Origin of the sequence: Methylorubrum rhodesianum (assembly GCF_014199985.1) — a bacterium.
Lineage (GTDB): Bacteria > Pseudomonadota > Alphaproteobacteria > Rhizobiales > Beijerinckiaceae > Methylobacterium > Methylobacterium rhodesianum.
Window position 1 is genome coordinate 105,502 of sequence record NZ_JACHOS010000010.1, and the last position, 14,887, is coordinate 120,388.

17 protein-coding genes are annotated in these 14,887 nt (G+C 71.2%); 13 read left to right on the forward strand and 4 right to left on the reverse strand.

Annotation, left to right across the window (positions count from 1 at the left end; translation table 11 throughout):
• The first annotated feature begins 150 nt into the window (after positions 1-150).
• The 5 genes from HNR01_RS15790 to HNR01_RS15810 all read left to right on the forward strand — a co-directional run bounded on the left by HNR01_RS15790 (position 151) and on the right by HNR01_RS15810 (position 5,471).
• Entirely contained in the window at positions 151-1,356 is a 1,206-nt protein-coding gene (locus HNR01_RS15790) for an MFS transporter (RefSeq protein ID WP_183668540.1), read from the forward strand.
• A gap of 182 nt (positions 1,357-1,538) precedes the next feature.
• A complete protein-coding gene (locus HNR01_RS15795; RefSeq protein WP_183668542.1) occupies positions 1,539-2,687 on the forward strand; it encodes an ABC transporter permease in 1,149 nt (382 codons plus the stop codon).
• Positions 2,688-2,721: 34 nt separating this feature from the next.
• Positions 2,722-3,558, forward strand: a complete 837-nt coding sequence (locus HNR01_RS15800; protein ID WP_183668545.1) for an ABC transporter ATP-binding protein — start codon at positions 2,722-2,724, stop codon at positions 3,556-3,558.
• A gap of 71 nt (positions 3,559-3,629) precedes the next feature.
• Positions 3,630-4,712: an MlaD family protein gene (locus HNR01_RS15805; RefSeq protein WP_017487197.1), complete on the forward strand. Its 1,083-nt coding sequence runs from the start codon at positions 3,630-3,632 to the stop codon at positions 4,710-4,712.
• Positions 4,713-4,832: 120 nt separating this feature from the next.
• Positions 4,833-5,471, forward strand: a complete 639-nt coding sequence (locus HNR01_RS15810; protein WP_017487196.1) for an ABC-type transport auxiliary lipoprotein family protein — start codon at positions 4,833-4,835, stop codon at positions 5,469-5,471.
• A gap of 139 nt (positions 5,472-5,610) precedes the next feature.
• On the opposite strand, the gene HNR01_RS15815 is transcribed toward HNR01_RS15810, so the two are convergent.
• Positions 5,611-6,429 carry an inositol monophosphatase family protein gene (locus HNR01_RS15815; protein ID WP_153874155.1) on the reverse strand — a complete coding sequence of 273 codons (819 nt, stop codon included), beginning with the start codon at positions 6,427-6,429 and terminating at the stop codon, positions 5,611-5,613.
• A 395-nt stretch (positions 6,430-6,824) separates the two neighbouring features.
• Here HNR01_RS15815 and HNR01_RS15820 point away from each other — a divergent pair, with 395 nt between their 5' ends.
• Positions 6,825-7,328, forward strand: a complete 504-nt coding sequence (locus HNR01_RS15820; RefSeq protein ID WP_183668547.1) for a DUF6101 family protein — start codon at positions 6,825-6,827, stop codon at positions 7,326-7,328.
• A 14-nt stretch (positions 7,329-7,342) separates the two neighbouring features.
• Here HNR01_RS15820 and HNR01_RS15825 read toward each other — a convergent pair whose 3' ends face one another.
• Genes HNR01_RS15825 through HNR01_RS15835 form a run of 3 tightly spaced genes read right to left on the reverse strand, consistent with a single transcriptional unit; the run spans position 7,343 to position 8,994 of the window.
• Positions 7,343-7,531, reverse strand: coding sequence for a ribosome modulation factor (locus HNR01_RS15825; RefSeq protein ID WP_153874157.1), 189 nt, complete (start codon positions 7,529-7,531; stop codon positions 7,343-7,345).
• Between the two features lie 43 nt (positions 7,532-7,574).
• Positions 7,575-8,525 (reverse strand): 4-hydroxybenzoate octaprenyltransferase, encoded by a 951-nt coding sequence (gene ubiA, locus HNR01_RS15830; protein ID WP_153874158.1) that lies wholly within the window; start codon positions 8,523-8,525, stop codon positions 7,575-7,577.
• Between the two features lie 34 nt (positions 8,526-8,559).
• Complete coding sequence (locus HNR01_RS15835) at positions 8,560-8,994, reverse strand: hypothetical protein (protein WP_246417529.1); 435 nt, start codon at positions 8,992-8,994, stop codon at positions 8,560-8,562.
• Positions 8,995-9,479: 485 nt separating this feature from the next.
• On the opposite strand from HNR01_RS15835, the gene HNR01_RS15840 reads away from it, so the two are divergent.
• The 7 genes from HNR01_RS15840 (at position 9,480) to HNR01_RS27915 (ending at position 14,784) form a co-directional block, all read left to right on the forward strand.
• A complete protein-coding gene (locus HNR01_RS15840; protein WP_017487190.1) occupies positions 9,480-10,232 on the forward strand; it encodes a 16S rRNA (uracil(1498)-N(3))-methyltransferase in 753 nt (250 codons plus the stop codon).
• Positions 10,233-10,287: 55 nt separating this feature from the next.
• Entirely contained in the window at positions 10,288-11,271 is a 984-nt protein-coding gene (locus HNR01_RS15845) for an asparaginase (protein ID WP_183668551.1), read from the forward strand.
• Positions 11,272-11,459: 188 nt separating this feature from the next.
• Positions 11,460-12,830, forward strand: coding sequence for a glutamate--cysteine ligase (locus HNR01_RS15850; protein ID WP_017487188.1), 1,371 nt, complete (start codon positions 11,460-11,462; stop codon positions 12,828-12,830).
• A gap of 328 nt (positions 12,831-13,158) precedes the next feature.
• On the forward strand, positions 13,159-13,575 hold the full coding sequence (locus tag HNR01_RS15855) for a hypothetical protein (protein ID WP_017487187.1): 417 nt from the start codon (positions 13,159-13,161) through the stop codon (positions 13,573-13,575).
• Between the two features lie 78 nt (positions 13,576-13,653).
• The gene (locus HNR01_RS15860) at positions 13,654-13,935 is read left to right on the forward strand and encodes a sulfurtransferase TusA family protein (protein WP_183668553.1); all 282 of its coding nucleotides are present in this window, start codon (positions 13,654-13,656) and stop codon (positions 13,933-13,935) included.
• Positions 13,936-13,986: 51 nt separating this feature from the next.
• Positions 13,987-14,553: an NUDIX domain-containing protein gene (locus tag HNR01_RS15865; protein ID WP_017487185.1), complete on the forward strand. Its 567-nt coding sequence runs from the start codon at positions 13,987-13,989 to the stop codon at positions 14,551-14,553.
• 96 nt (positions 14,554-14,649) lie between these two features.
• Complete coding sequence (locus tag HNR01_RS27915) at positions 14,650-14,784, forward strand: hypothetical protein (RefSeq protein ID WP_017487184.1); 135 nt, start codon at positions 14,650-14,652, stop codon at positions 14,782-14,784.
• The last annotated feature ends 103 nt before the right edge of the window (positions 14,785-14,887 follow it).

Here is a 14,887-nt window from a genome sequence, read left to right on the forward strand (position 1 = left end):
CGGCACCCCCGCGAGGCATGCCGCGACGATTGACGGTCGGAGCGAGATTGACAGGAGCGCTTTAACGGCGGCTTACGCTTTTCCCCGCTTCGCCCCGCCGCGCGACGTTTTCTGCCGATCGAGAGGGGCGGCCCGCTTCGCCGCGATCCCGTGACACGCACAGCCCCGACCGGTGAGCCCGATCCCGTCCGGCTCGGCCTCCTCTACGCCGTGGTCTTCGTGGAGATCGGCATCGCCATGCCGTTCATGCCTGTCTGGCTCGGCGCGCTCGGGCTCGATGCCGGGCTGATCGGCCTGTTGCTTGCTCTGCCGATCGCAACGAAGGTCATGGCGACGCGCCCTCTGATGGGCCTGATCGACCGCGGTGTGCGCCCGCGCACGCTGCTTGTCGCCGGCAGCCTCACACTGGCGCTGAGCTATGCCCTGATGCCGGCGGCCGCCGCGCTCGCGGCGGCGCTGCTCGGCGCCCTGATCGTCGTGAACGCGGTGGCGCAGGCCCCGTTGGTGCCGAGCATCGATTATCTGACCCTCGCCGCCGCCCGCAAGTCGAAACGGATCGACTATGCCCGCATCCGCCTGTGCGGCTCGGTCGCCTTCCTCGCCGCGAACCTCGCGGGCGGCGCGCTTCTCGGCGTGCTCGGCGACCGGGTGGCGGTGCCGCTGCTGCTCACCGGGCTCGCCCTGGTCGCGACCACGGTCGCGGCCACCGGCCGGGAGGCCGCCCCCGCCGTCGAGCCTCTTACCCAGAGGGGAGGCTCCCCGCCCCTGCCGCGGGTGCTGTGGCTGTCCATCGCCGCGGCGGCGCTGATCCAGGCGAGCCACGCGGCGATCTACGCCTTCGGCAGCCTCGATTGGGCCCGCCACGGGGTCTCAGCGCCCTGGATCGGCGCGCTCTGGGCGATCGGCGTCGCGGCGGAGATCGCCCTGTTCGCCTTCGTCGGTCGCTGGCCGGCGCGCTGGCGCAGCCCGTTCCGCCTGCTCGGCCTCGGCGCGGGCGCCGCCCTGCTGCGGGCCCTCGGCCTCAGCCTCGCGGACGGGGAGATCGCCCTGCTCCTGCCGCTCCAGATGCTGCACGGCCTCACCTTCGGCGCGACCCATCTCGGCGTCATGGCGGCGGTCTCCGGCTTCGCGCCGGAAGGGGCCCGCGGCCGGGCGCAGGGCACGGTCGGCGCCTCGACCGCCTTGGTCTCGGCGCTGGCGACGCTGGCCTGCGGCGCGGTCTACCGCTCGTTCGGAGGCTCCGCGACCTTCCTGATGATGGCGCCGCTGGCGCTCGCCGGACTGGCACTCGTCGCGCTGGCGCAACGCCGCCATGATCCCCGCCGATTTGGCGGCGGCTCTACCCGTAAGGTATAGGCAGCGCTTCCAACACGATCCCGAAACCGGGACTCCGAGGGCACCCCTCTTCGGCGAGGATCGGGGCGGCGCCCCGAGCAGCGACCTCGTTCGGCCGCGACGTCGAGCCCGAAGGCTCGGATTCGACGCATCTTGGTAAGGATTTCGTTTCAGGATTTTCGGAGCGGAAGCGGGAGCGGCGCGTGCGGATCGCAGACGGCTCAGGCACCTTGGAGACCGCGGGCGCCGACCTCGATGCGGGCGGCGGCCGCGTGATCCTGCACGGCCGCTGGACCGCGGACCAGGGTCCGGCGGTGGAGCGCGCATCGGCTGAGATCGCGGCGCAGGGACGATCCCAACCGGTGCTGGTGGATCTGAGCGGGTTGGCGCGTCTCGACACGCTCGGCGCCTGGGTGCTGGAACGCACCCGCGCCGAGATCGAGGCGGCGGGCGGGCGGCTGGCCTATGCCGGCGCCCGGCCCGAGCACCGCATCCTGCTCGGCGAGATGGGCCTGCGCGAGCCGGAGCCGGCTCCGCGCGACACCCGCAACCCGCTGGTGCGCCTCCTCGACGGCACCGGCCGGCGCGTCGCGCGAGGCGGCAACGAGATCCTGTCCGGCATCGCCTTCCTCGGCGAGGTGGTCGCCGCCGGCGGCCGGGTCGCGCGCCGGCCGCAGACCTTCCGCATGGCGGCCCTCGTCAACCAGCTCGAACAGGTGGCGCTTCGCGGCGTGCCGATCATCGTGCTGATCTCCTTCCTCGTCGGCGGCATCGTTGCGCAGCAGGGCATCTTCCAGCTTCAGCGCTTCGGCGCGCAGAGCTTCGTCGTGAACCTGATCGGCCTGCTGATCCTGCGCGAACTCGGGGTGCTGCTCACCTCGATCATGGTGGCGGGCCGCTCGGGCTCGGCGTTCACCGCCGAGATCGGCTCGATGCGGATGCGCGAGGAGGTCGATGCCCTGCGCGTCATGGGCCTCGACCCGATCGAGATCCTGATCCTGCCGCGAATCCTCGCCCTGGTGATCGGCCTGCCGATCCTGGCCTTCCTCGGCTCGCTCGCGGCGCTGGCGGGCGGCGGTCTGACCGCGGCGATCTATGGCGGGATGACCGTCGATGCCTTCCTGGCACGGCTCCAGGCGGCGGTATCGTTCCACCATTTCGCCGTCGGATTGATCAAGGCGCCGTTCATGGCGCTGACCATCGGGATCATCGCGACGATCGAGGGATTCGCGGTCGAGGGCTCGGCGGAATCGCTCGGGCGCCACGTCACCGCCTCAGTCGTCAAGTCAATCTTCATGGTGATCGTGCTGGATGGGCTGTTCGCGGTCTTCTTCGCAGCGATCGATTTCTAGCATCATGCGGGCAGACGACATCCGGACCGATCCCTTGACCACGCCTCACCTTTCCTCGGCGGCGCCGGATTCCGGCCAGAGCGACGCAATTATCCGCGTGCGCGATCTCGTCGTCGGCTTCGGCCACCGTACGGTGATGAAGGGGCTCGATCTCGACATCCGCCGCGGCGAGATCCTAGGTTTTGTCGGCCCCTCGGGCCAGGGCAAGTCGGTGCTGACGCGGACCATCCTCGGGTTAGTGCCGAAGCGCTCCGGCACCATCGAGATCTTCGGTGAGAACGTGGACGGCCTCACCGTCGCCCGGCGCCGCCAGCTCGAGCAGCGCTGGGGTGTGCTGTTCCAGCAGGGCGCCCTGTTCTCGGGTCTCACCGTCAAGCAGAACATTCAGATGCCGATGCGCGAGCATCTGAAGCTCTCCGAGCGGCTGCTCGACGAATTCGCCCGGCTCAAGATCGAGATGGTCGGCCTCAGGCCGGACGCCGCCGACAAGTACCCCTCGGAACTCTCGGGCGGCATGATCAAGCGCGCGGCGCTCGCCCGCTCGCTGGCGCTGGACCCGGAGATCCTGTTCCTCGACGAGCCGACCTCGGGCCTCGACCCGATCGGTGCGGGCGAGTTCGACGATCTCGTCTCGACCCTGAAGCGGACGCTGGGCCTCACCGTCTTCATGGTGACGCACGATCTCGACAGCCTCTACACCGCCTGCGACCGCATCGCCGCGCTCGGCGACGGCCGGATCATCGCGCAGGGCACCATCGACGAGATGCTGGCGAGCGACCACCCCTGGCTGCGCGCCTACTTCCACGGCAAGCGCGCCCGCGCCATCGCCACGCCGGCTCGGGCCGTGCCGCCGGATTATGCCCATGCTTGAGCGCGGGATGATCGCCCCCGGTGCGGTTGCGCACCGCTCCAGCCCCACGGACCGGGATTAGAGCTGAGCCGATGGAGACTCGCGCAAACTACGTGCTGATCGGCGCCTTCACCATCGGCGTCGTGCTGGCCGCCTTCGGCTTCGTGTTCTGGCTCCAGGGAGGATCGCGGGGACAGGCGACCCAGGCGCTCCGCATCGTCTTCTCCGGTTCGGTCGGCGGGCTCGCCAAGGGCTCGACCGTGTCGTTCAACGGCATCAAGGTCGGCGAGGCACTCGACGTGCGCCTGCTGCCGCAGGATCCGCGCCGCGTCGTCGCCGTGGTGCAGGTCGATCCCTCGACGCCCCTGCGCGCCGATACCCGTGCTCGGCTCGACTCGGCGATGCTGACCGGCGTCTCGCAGATCGCGCTCTCGGGCGGCAGCGCCGACGCGCCGGCTCTCACGCCGGGCTCGGGCGACAAGATGCCGACGATCTTCGCCGATTCGAGCGACATCCAGGACATGATGGCCGCCGCCAAGCAGATCGCGCAGCGGGCCGACGACGTGCTCCAGCGCCTCGACAAGGTGGTGGCCGGCAACGAGGGCGCGATCAACCGGACGCTGGCCAACGTCGAGTCGTTCTCGAAGACGCTGGCCGAGGCCGGCCCCTCGATCACCGGGCTCGTGAAGGCGGTGGACGGCCAGCGCCTGAACCGGGTGATCGAGAACGCCGATACCTTCTCGACCGCGCTCGCCAATGCCAGCCCCGATATCGAGGCCGGGCTCCACGACGCCCGGGCGCTGGCGGCCAAGCTCAGCGCCTCCGCCGACCGGATCGACGGCGTGCTGAAGGGGGCCGAGGGCTTCCTCGGTTCGGCCTCGGGTCAACAGGGGTCGGGCACCTTCGCCGAGATCCGCGAGGCGGCGATCTCCGTGCGCGAGGCCGGCAGGGCGTTCCGCACCCTCTCGGAGAACCTCGACAAGCGCACCGCCAACATCTCGACGAGCTTCAACCGGCTGTCGGGCACGAGTCGCCGCGAGGTCGAGGCCCTCTCGACCGACGGCCAGCGCACGCTCAACACCCTCAGCCGCGCCGCCCGCAGCCTGGAGCGCGACCCGTCACAGGTGATCTTCGGCGGCAAGCCGTCGTTGCCAGAATACAACGGTGGCCGCTGAGCGACCCCATTTCCGGCTGATGTGTCGGCACGCACGGCGCAGCTTGGGCGTTGGCGTATGCTCTCGCGTGCTAGAGGGGAAGTCAGTGTCCCCGACAGCGAACGGACGGTGCCCGAGCGTATGACGCGTCTATCCCACTCGCCTGCCCCTCTCCCTCGCTCGCCCGGCCGTCTCCTGTCCGGTCGCCTCCTGCGGACGGGTGCCCTTCTCGCGCCGCTCGCGCTCCTCGGCGGCTGCGGCGGCGGCGCCACGCCGCTCACCTTCGATCTCGCGGCCCTGCCGGGCCAGGCGCGGGCCGGCGGCACGGCACGCTCCATCGTTGTGTCCGAGCCCGTCGGCCTGCAGCCGATGGAGGCCGACCGCATCATCGTGCGCGAGCCCGGCGGCTCCCTCTCCTTCCTCGGCGGCGGCCAGTGGGCCGACCGGCTGCCCCGCCTGATCCAGACGCGGGTGATCCAGAGCCTGGAGAATACCGGTCGCCTGCGCTCGGTCTCGCGGCCCGGCGACAAGGTGCCGTCCGACTATCAACTCGTCAGCGAGATCCGCGAGTTCGACATCAATTCCGGAACCGGCGAGGCCGTGGTCGACCTCTCGGCCAAGCTGATCGCCGAGGGCAGCGGCCGGGTCGTGAACGCCCGCGTCTTCACCGCCCGCGTGCCGGTGGCGAAGGTCGATCCCCAGAACGCCGCCGCCGGCCTCGATGCGGCTCTGAGCCAAGTCCTCGGCGATCTCGTGCGCTGGGTGAATTCCGGCCGGTAGAGCGAGCGGCCTTCCAGACGATTGGTCCGGTCCAGCCACCACCACCATGATCGCGAGGTGAGGCCGAAGCGATGACGGCGCGGGGCGGACTCCGCGGCGATCGACCCGAACGCGATGACCGGCCGTGGCCGGCCCACGATCAAGCGTCCAGGGCGGCCAGAGTCGGATCGCGCAGGGAGAGCGGTACGACGATCAACTCGCCGTGGCGCGGCTCCGGACGGTTGTAGACCGCCGGTCGGCCCTGCAGGTCGCAGACCACCCCGCCCGCCTCGCGCACGATGAGGTCGGCGCCGGCGAGATCCCAGTCCCGCGCATCCCGTGACACGAGGCCGAGGTCGATCCGGCCCTCGGCCACCCGCGCGAGCCTGAGCGCCAGCGACGGCACGCGCTCGATCACCGTGACCGTGGGGCGGGGTCCGAGCCGTGCCGCGCCGTCGAGCAGGCGATCCTGGAACGGCTTCGGTCCGGTGACGCGCGCGCCCTCCAGCGTCTCCTGCGGCGCGACGCGGATCGGCGCTCCGTTGAGGGTCGCCCCCTCGCCCGCCACCGCCTCGTAGAAGTGGTCCGTCGCCGGCGCGAAGACGCCGCCGATCACGGGCTCCCCGTGGGACAGCAGGGCCACCGCGATCGACCAGTCCGGATGTCCGGAGAGGAAGGCGCGGGTGCCGTCGATCGGATCGACGATCCAGACGAGGTCGTGCCCGAGCCGCACCGGGTCGTCGCTGGTCTCCTCCGAGAGCCAGGCCGCCCGCGGCTCGATCTGCGACAGGCGGACCTTGAGAAAGGCGTCCACGGCGACGTCCGCCTCGGTGACCGGCGAGCCGCCGGCCTTCGACCAGACCCGCGCGGTCGTGTGAGCGCCCGTCCGGAAGGAGGGCAGCGCGAGCGCGGCGGCCTCCCGCATCGCGTCGTGCAGCACGGGCCGCAGCGCCGCGAAAGAGGATGTCGTTTGGGTCATGGATCCGGTCGGAGCCGTTCGTGCGAGGCCGGCCTCATGCCGTTTGAACGGCGCCGACGCCCCTTCGTTCTAGGGCATCGATCGGAAAAGTGGTCACCGGTTTTCGGAAATGCAGCGATGCAAAGCCGGCTGCGGCGCCTTTGGGACGATCCGACGCGGCACCGCCGCGGCTTCTGCCTCAACACCCGGCCCCGGCCCGGTCCCAGCCCCTTGCGAGGGTTACCGACATTTGCACCAATCCCGGCAAGGGTCCGTTGAGCATTCGGTAGAGTTCGGCTCGATCCACGAACGCTTAACGCTCACTCTTAAGGCGCCTTGGGGGAGACGACCGGCACTGTGCTTGTCAGATCAGCGCGTCCGACAGAGACCGCGACACGGGATAAGGCGTCGAACCGATGATGACTTTCGAGATCGCGAATCTGAACTGTCGGCCCGGCTGCGATGACGAGGCGAGCGCGCACTGCACCGTGGCGCCGGTGACGCCGCTGCCGGTTCTCGGTGCGGCCCATGGCGGTGTGAGGCCGGTCGGCGTGGCCCTCGCCTTCGCCGACGAGGCGGCCGATGCCTGCGGCGAGGACCGTTTCGCCCTGCTCCTCGTCGACGGCGACAGCGAGGTGACGATGCGGCTCGGCCCGTTTCCCGAAGAGGACGTCGTCGCGGTGTGGCGCGACGTTTCGTCCAAGGGAGGGCTGGCCCGGATGCTGCTGCGCGAGGACGGCGACATCGTCCCGGTCTCGCAGCAACTCGGCCCGGTCGTGCTCGGCAAGGGCCGCCAGCGCCGCCGCCACGCCGCGCTCAGCGGGCGTCGCCCGCGCTTCCTCGTGCGGCGCAAGACCGCCCGGCTCCCGGCCCGGCCCTGCATCCACCGGGGCGAGAGCGAGATCATCTCTCGGAGCTGAGGCGAGACCTCGCCTCAACCCTTGTCGAGCGGGCCGTCCGGGGCGCGGTCGGCCGGAGTGCCGTCGTAGCCCTCGAGCCATTCGGTGCGTTCGGGCGAGTTCAACGGGTAGGGGCAGGCGTCGCGCGGACGCCCCTGGGCCCTGGCGCGAGCTCCCTCGGCGATGGCATCGTCGGGCGGCCGGTGCGGATCTTTCTCACTCATGCGACCGGATATGGCGCCGGGACCGGCCCCCGCCACGGCCGAATCAGCGCCAGCCCTGCCACAGAGCGTCGGCGGCGAGCCCGGCGAACAGGATGAGGCCGGCATCGCGGTTCGAGCGGAACAGCGCCAGGGCCCGCGCGCCGTCCCGCTCCGACAGCCGTATCACCTGGCCGGCGAGATGGGCGGCGAACAGCGCGAGCCCGAGCCAGCCCAAGGGTCCCGCCCCGGCACCGGCCAGCGCCGGCACGAACAGGGCGACGGTGCCGGCGTAGCAGAGACCCACCGCCGGGCGCAGCCGCGCTCCGAACAGCCGGGCCGAGGAGTGGATGCCGACGATCTCGTCGTCCTCGATGTCCTGCACGGCGTAGATCGTGTCGTAGCCGACGATCCAGAGGATCGTGCCCGCGTAGAGCCACAGGGCCGGCGCATCGAGGCGGCCGAACACGGCGACCCAGCCCATCAGCGCCCCCCAGCCGAAGGCGAGGCCGAGCACCGCCTGCGGCATCGGCATCACCCGCTTCATGAACGGGTAGATCGCCACCGGCGCCAGCGAGAGCAGGCCGACGAGGATCGCGGTCGCGTTGAACTGCAGCAGCACCGCGAGGCCGACCAGCGCTTGCGCCACGAGGAAGGCGGCGGCGGCCCGCGTCGTCACCTGTCCGGAGGGCAGAGGGCGCGAGCGGGTGCGCTCCACCTGCGCATCGAGGCGACGGTCGGCGATGTCGTTGTAGGTCGAGCCGGCCCCGCGCATCGCCACCGCGCCGATCAGGAACAGCACGAGGTGGCCGGGATGGGGGCCGGGATTCCCGGCGGCGATGGCGGCAAGCGCCGCCGACCACCAGCACGGCAGCAGCAGCAGCCACCAGCCGACCGGCCGCTCGATCCGGGCGAGCCGCAGATAGGGCCGCGCCGCGGCCGGCGCGAGCCGGTCGGCCCAGTGGCCGGCCACCGCGTCGGCGACGCGGCCGGAGCCGGGCTCGGACGAAGGGGGCAACGGTGAGGAGGCGCTGGCGGGTCGGAGCGCGCCGCTAGAGCGCGCCCTGCGGCATGCGGAAGGCGCCGGACAAGCCGGGACCGCCGAGCAGGCCGCCGCCGCCGCCGCCGCCGTTCTGCGCCTGGGCCTTGGCCTGGGCTTCCATCTTCGAGGCCTGGGCGGCGATGCCGCAGACCTTGGTGCGGATCGCCGCGACCTTGTTGTGGTCGGCCTTGAAGCCTTCCGAGAACGAATCGGGGATCGAGCACCATTCCTTGTTGGCGGTGATCCACTTGATGCCGGTGGTGCCGTTGGCCTGGAGCTGGCCGAACAGCGAGCAGGCCTCCTGCGGCGTCATCTTCTTCTTGGAATTCGACGCGGCATTGGCCTTGGCCACGAGGTTCTTGCGCTCGATCAGCGTCTTCTGGATCGCGCCGCAATCGGTGCCCGCCTGCTGCGGCACGGACTGGGCCGGAGCGGCCGGTGCCATGGGCGCGGGAATGCTCATCGGCGCTGCCGCCGAGGGCGCCGGCTCGGCCGGCGTGTCCATCGACGGCAGCGGCATCCCGCCCATGCCGCCCATGCCCTGGGCCGCAGCCGGCCCGGCCAGCAGGACAAGGCCGAGCAGAGCGGCGGCGGTCTTCGTCGATGCAGTCATCCTGGCAGACATTCGGCCCGGTCCTTTTCCCCGCATGCCGCGACGGGTGTGCCCCCGATCCCGCAGCGCCCGCCCGGCGCAACGACCACGGCGCTGGCGCGGCGGGTCCGGCTGAGAGGCTTGAACGTGTTTCGATGCGGCACTCTTCTGCGCACGGGATTGTGGCGCCAATGGTGCGTTCTGCCGCCCTGGGGCCGCGAGCGTGGGAAACGCTTCGAAACCGGCGAGTCGTGACATTTTCGCATCAGCCACCCGCCGGGAGCCGATTGACAGGCGAGGGCCGCCACGCGACGAGACCGGCCTGCCTGCGAGAGACCATGGCCGCCTACGATTTCACCGCCCCTCGCCTCTTCGTCGAAGCGGATCTGGCGGAAGGCCGCGTCCTCCCGCTGGAGCGGGCGCAGGCCAATTACCTGCTGACCGTCCTGCGCCGGGCCGAGGGCGAGCCCGTCCTGCTGTTCAACGGCCGCGACGGCGAGTGGCGCGCCGAGATCGTGCCGCAGGGCCGCAAGAGCGCGGATCTGCGCGTGGTGGCGCAGACCCGGCCGCAGCCGGCGCCGGCCGACCTGCACTACCTGTTCGCCCCCCTGAAGACGGGACGGCTCGACTACATGGCGCAGAAGGCGGTGGAGATGGGCGCCGGGCGGTTGCAGCCGGTCTTCACCCGCTTCACCCAGGGCGAGCGGCTCAAGCTCGACCGCCTTCAGGCCAACACGATCGAGGCGGCCGAGCAGTGCGGGATCCTTTCCGTGCCCGAGATCGGCGAGCCGGCCCGCCTGCCCGCCTGCCTCGACGCGCTGGAAGCGGAGCGCCTGCTCGTGTTCTGCGATGAGGACGCGCCCGTGCGCGATCCGGTGGCGGCCCTTCGCGGCGCCGCCGATCCGGCGGCGCCCCCGCCGCTCGCGGTGCTGGTCGGCCCCGAGGGCGGGTTCCACGCGGAGGAGCGCGCGCTCATCGCCGCCCGCCCCAACACGGTCGCGCTGTCGCTCGGTCCCCGCATTCTGCGGGCGGACACGGCGGCGGTGGCGGTGCTGGCACTGGTGCAGGCGGTGCTCGGCGACGCGCGGTGAGCCGACCCGATTCGAGGCCGCCACGAGGATGTCTTGGAAGAGGATGTCTTGAAAAATGACGAAGCCCCGCATCCTCCTCCTGTCCCTCGGCGGGACGATCACCATGACCCGCTCCACCGAGGGCGGGATCGTACCGACGCTGACCGCGGCCGACCTTGCGGCCTCGGTGCCGGGGCTCGCGGCGGTGGCAGCGATCGAGACGCTCTCGCCGCTGCGCCGGCCGAGCGCCGGGCTGACCCTCGACGACCTGATCGGGGTGGCGCGCACGCTGAGGGAGCGCCTCGCCGGTGATCTCGACGGCGCGGTGGTGATCCAGGGCACCGACACGATCGAGGAGACGGCCTTCGTCCTCGACACTCTGGTCGACGGCGACAAGACCGTCGTCGTCACCGGAGCGATGCGCGGGCCGGAGAGCGCCGGGGCCGACGGGCCCGGCAACCTGCTGGCCGCCGCGATCGTCGCGGGCAGCCCGGCGGCGCGGGGCCTCGGCGTGGTCGCCGTCCTCAATGACGAGATCCACGCCGCGCGCCTGGTGCAGAAGGCTCACACCGCCCTCCCCTCCGCCTTCCGCTCGCCGCTCGCCGGCCCGGTCGGCCTCGTCGTCGAGGGCGAGGTCCGGATCTGGTTGCGATCCCACCGTGGTCCCGTCCTCGCGGCGCCCCTGGCGGAGGAATCGGCCCCGGTGGCGCTGCTGAAGGTGGGCATCGGCGACGACGGGCGGCTGCTCGCTGCCCTGCCGGACCTCGGGTTCCGCGGAGCCGTGATCGAGGGGATGGGTGCGGGCCACGTGCCGGAGGCCCTCGCCGAGATCGTCTCCGCCCTTGTGCAGCGGATGCCGGTCGTCCTCGCCTCGCGGACGCAGGCGGGCCCTGTGTTCTCGCGCACATACGGATATCCCGGCGGCGAGATCGATCTGCTGGCGCGCGGTGCGCTTTCGGCCGGTCATCTGTCGGGTCTGAAGGCGCGGCTGCTGCTCCAGATCCTCCTTCGGGCGGGCATCGAGCGGACGGCCTACGCCCGGTATTTCGCGAATCCGTGATCGCCCGGTCCGAGGCGGTAAACAGAAGCTTGAGGCATGTCTGCCATGCGGTCGGCGGGCGCGTTGTTCAGTCTTGCGGCGTCCTCTAAGGACACGACATCCGGTGAGGCCGCTGCCGGCCCCGTCCGGTGGCGGACCTTCGGCGCGCCGCTGACCCCCTTCGACCGACGTTACCTTCGAGGCAGCGCATGGCGCGCGACACGTCCGACACAACCCCGCTGACGACGCGGGACGAACTGATCGCGTGGTTCTCCGCGGGCGAGAAGCCGCGCGAGCGCTTCGCCATCGGCACTGAGCACGAAAAGATTCCCTTCTACACGGCAGACCACGCCCCGGTGCCGTACGAGGGCGAGCGCGGCATCCGCGCGCTTCTGGAGAACCTCGGCCGCGAGACCGGGTGGGAACCGATTCTCGATGCCGGCAACATCATCGGGCTGGCCAACAACGAGGGCGGGGGCGCGATCTCGATCGAGCCCGGCGGGCAGTTCGAACTCTCCGGCGCCCCGCTGCCCGACATCCACGCGACGGTCACCGAACTTGACGAGCACCTCGCGGCGGCGAGGCGCGCGGCCGAACCGCTCGGCATCGGCTTCCTCGACCTCGGCATGAGTCCGAAATGGACCCGCGAGGCGACGCCGCAGATGCCGAAGAGCCGCTACCGCATCATGCGCAACTACATGCCGAAGGTGGGCAAGCTCGGCCTCGACATGATGCTGCGCACCGCGACCGTGCAGGTGAATGTCGATTTCGCCTCAGAGGCCGACATGGTGCGCAAGATGCGCGTCAGCCTCGCGCTCCAGCCCATCGCCACGGCGCTCTTCGCCAATTCCCCCTTCACCGACGGGCGGCCCAACGGCTTCCTGTCGCGCCGCTCCGAGATCTGGCGCGACACCGACGCCGACCGCACCGGCATGCTCCCCTTCGCCTTCGACGAGGGCTTCGGCTACGAGGCCTATGTCGACTGGCTGCTCGACGTGCCGATGTACTTCGTCAAGCGCGGCGAGACCTACCACGACGTGGCCGGCGCCTCGTTCCGCGACCTGATGGAGGGGCGCCTCGCGCAGTTGCCGGGCGAGCGGGCGACGGTGTCGGACTGGGCCAACCACGCCTCCACCGTCTTCCCGGAAGTGCGGCTCAAGCGCTTCCTCGAGATGCGCGGCGCCGATGTCGGCGGCCCGGCGATGATCGCGGCGCAATCGGCCTTCTGGGTCGGCCTCCTCTACGACGAGACGGCGCTCTCCGCCGCCTGGGATCTGGTGCGCGGCTGGTCCGCCAACGAGCGCGAATCGATCCGCGCCGCCGTGCCGCGGCTTGGGCTCCATGCCAGCATCGGCGGGCGCTGCCTCGGCGCGGTGGCCGCCGAGGCGCTCGCCATCGCCCGCACCGGGCTGCAGGCGCGGGCGCGCCGCGACGGAAACGGGCGCGACGAGGCGGTCTACCTCCAGCCGCTGGAGGCGATCATCGCCGCCGGCCGCAGCCATGCGGAGGACCGACTCGCCGATTACGAGACCGCCTGGGAGAAGTCGGTGGAGCCGGCCTTCACCGCCTGCACGTTCTGAGGTCGGCGGCGGATCTCGACCATTTCGCTTGCAGCTCCGCGATCGCCGGTCGCGCAGCGCGGTTGGCGCCCGTCGGCGTGGACGCGGTGAAGGTCGATCGGAGGTCGGAATCGAGACGGGATCGGGACCATGCCGGATGCGACATGGTCGGATCTGGCGGCCGGTGCGACCGACGAAGAGGCGGCCGGCCAATCGGCCCCTGCCTCGGCGGGAGACATCGACCAGCCCAGCCTTAGGAATTTTCGTCGCGGGCAAGCTTTGCCGTTGGAACGCGTTCGGCGGTTCGTTGTTCCTGTGCGTGTTCCTTATAGCTAAGGAGTCCGCATCCATGTCCCGCATCACGACCCTGACGCTGGCCGGCCTCACGGCGGCGAGCCTGACCGTGACGGCCGTTCCGCCCGCACAGGCCGCGCCTCTACCCGCAATGAATGCCGCCCAGGTCGGCGGCGGCAACACCACCGTCGACACCGTCGGCTGGCGCCGCGGTTACTACGGCGGCTATTACGGTCCCCGTTACGGCTACGGCTACGGTTATCGCCGCAACGTCGGCGGTGCCCTGGCGGCCGGCGCGGCACTCGGCCTGATCGGCGGTGCGATCGCCGCCAGCGCGGCCCCGCGCTACTACGACTACCCGGCCTATGGCGGGTATTACGGCTATGGCCGCCCCGTCGGCTACTATGGCGGTTATGGCTACGCCTACCCGGCCTATGGCGGCTATTACGGCTACGGCCCCTACGGCTGGTAGCCACGCCTGCGATCCGTGAAACACATCGCCCCGCCGGCTCACTCCAGCCGACGGGGTTTTTCGTGCTACGCCGCGGCCATGTCCGACACTCTGCAGGCCGCGATTTCGAACGGAGACGCGGTCGAACTCGACCTCAGCGGCCTCAAATGCCCCCTTCCGGCGCTGCGCACGCGCAAAGCCCTACGGGCGCTCGCGCCCGGAGCGCGGCTTGCCGTGACCGCCACCGATCCGCTGGCGGGGATCGACATCCCCAACGTCGTCCGCGAGGAAGGGGCCGCTCTGGAGGCGCAGGAACGGCAGGGGCCGGCCTTGCGCTTCCTGATTCGCCGCGGCGCCGACCGGGCGGCGGAGTCGACCTGAACCCGGACACGCCCGCCTTCGAGCCCTCCTGCAAGTCCTTCTGGAGACGCCATGCCCCCCGAGATCCGCGGCACCCGCACCGTTCACGACGGCTGGGCCAGCTTCGTCGTCGCCGATGTGACGACGCCCGAGGGCGCCGAGGTGACCCGCGAGATCGAGGATCACGGGGAGGCCGTGTGCGTGCTGCCCTACGACCCGGAGCGTCGGGTCGCCCTGCTGATCCGCCAGTTCCGCGCGCCGCCCTTCTTCACCGCGGGCGTGGCCGATCTGCTCGAAGTGCCCGCGGGCCTGCTCGATGAGGCCGATCCGGCGGAGGGCGTGCGCCGCGAGGCCTTCGAGGAGACCGGGCTGCGGCTGTCGCGTCTCGAGCCGGTCTCCACGGTGTGGAGCCTTCCGGGAATCTCCACCGAGCGGATGCACCTGTTCCTCGCTCCCTACGCGGAAAGCGACCGGGAAGGACCGGGCGGCGGCTTGGCCGAGGAGCACGAGGCCATCACCGTGGTCGAGATGCCGCTCGCCGCCCTCGCGGCGATGAGCGAGGCCGGCGAGATCACCGACATGAAGACGCTGGTGCTCCTGCTCGCCCTGCGCCTGCGCCGTCCCGAACTCTTCGTCTGACGGCCGGCTTGCGGGCTCGGCGGCAGCGCCTATCATCCTTCGGCGCGGAACGGATTCTCTCGCATCGACGGAGGCCGCCGCGCGGGAGATGCGCCCATGTCGTTCTTCATCGGGATCGCCGGTCCCTGGCTCGTGGTTTCCGCCCTGCTCCTGATGTGGCACCGGCGGGAGGAAGAGCGTCCGGCGCGGACCGTGCCCGCCGAGACGGGCGGGTATCCGCCCCGCGCCTAACGCGCATTTCAGCCCGCACGGGGTGGCCGTATCCGTCACCCCCGCGCCATCCCGCCCGGCAAGGCGCTCCAGCCGCACCGAACCAATGGCCACGCCACGGGTT

Coding starts and splice junctions, on each gene's coding strand:
- HNR01_RS15810 (WP_017487196.1), top strand. CDS start 4,833: ATGACGCGTCTATCCCACTCGCCTGCCCCTCTCCCTCGCTCGCCCGGC.
- HNR01_RS15850 (WP_017487188.1), top strand. CDS start 11,460: ATGGCGCGCGACACGTCCGACACAACCCCGCTGACGACGCGGGACGAA.
- HNR01_RS15815 (WP_153874155.1), bottom strand. CDS start 6,429: ATGACCCAAACGACATCCTCTTTCGCGGCGCTGCGGCCCGTGCTGCAC.
- HNR01_RS15820 (WP_183668547.1), top strand. CDS start 6,825: ATGATGACTTTCGAGATCGCGAATCTGAACTGTCGGCCCGGCTGCGAT.
- HNR01_RS15825 (WP_153874157.1), bottom strand. CDS start 7,531: ATGAGTGAGAAAGATCCGCACCGGCCGCCCGACGATGCCATCGCCGAG.
- HNR01_RS15845 (WP_183668551.1), top strand. CDS start 10,288: ATGACGAAGCCCCGCATCCTCCTCCTGTCCCTCGGCGGGACGATCACC.
- HNR01_RS15805 (WP_017487197.1), top strand. CDS start 3,630: ATGGAGACTCGCGCAAACTACGTGCTGATCGGCGCCTTCACCATCGGC.
- HNR01_RS15835 (WP_246417529.1), bottom strand. CDS start 8,994: ATGGCACCGGCCGCTCCGGCCCAGTCCGTGCCGCAGCAGGCGGGCACC.
- HNR01_RS15860 (WP_183668553.1), top strand. CDS start 13,654: ATGTCCGACACTCTGCAGGCCGCGATTTCGAACGGAGACGCGGTCGAA.
- HNR01_RS15840 (WP_017487190.1), top strand. CDS start 9,480: ATGGCCGCCTACGATTTCACCGCCCCTCGCCTCTTCGTCGAAGCGGAT.
- HNR01_RS15855 (WP_017487187.1), top strand. CDS start 13,159: ATGTCCCGCATCACGACCCTGACGCTGGCCGGCCTCACGGCGGCGAGC.
- HNR01_RS27915 (WP_017487184.1), top strand. CDS start 14,650: ATGTCGTTCTTCATCGGGATCGCCGGTCCCTGGCTCGTGGTTTCCGCC.
- HNR01_RS15865 (WP_017487185.1), top strand. CDS start 13,987: ATGCCCCCCGAGATCCGCGGCACCCGCACCGTTCACGACGGCTGGGCC.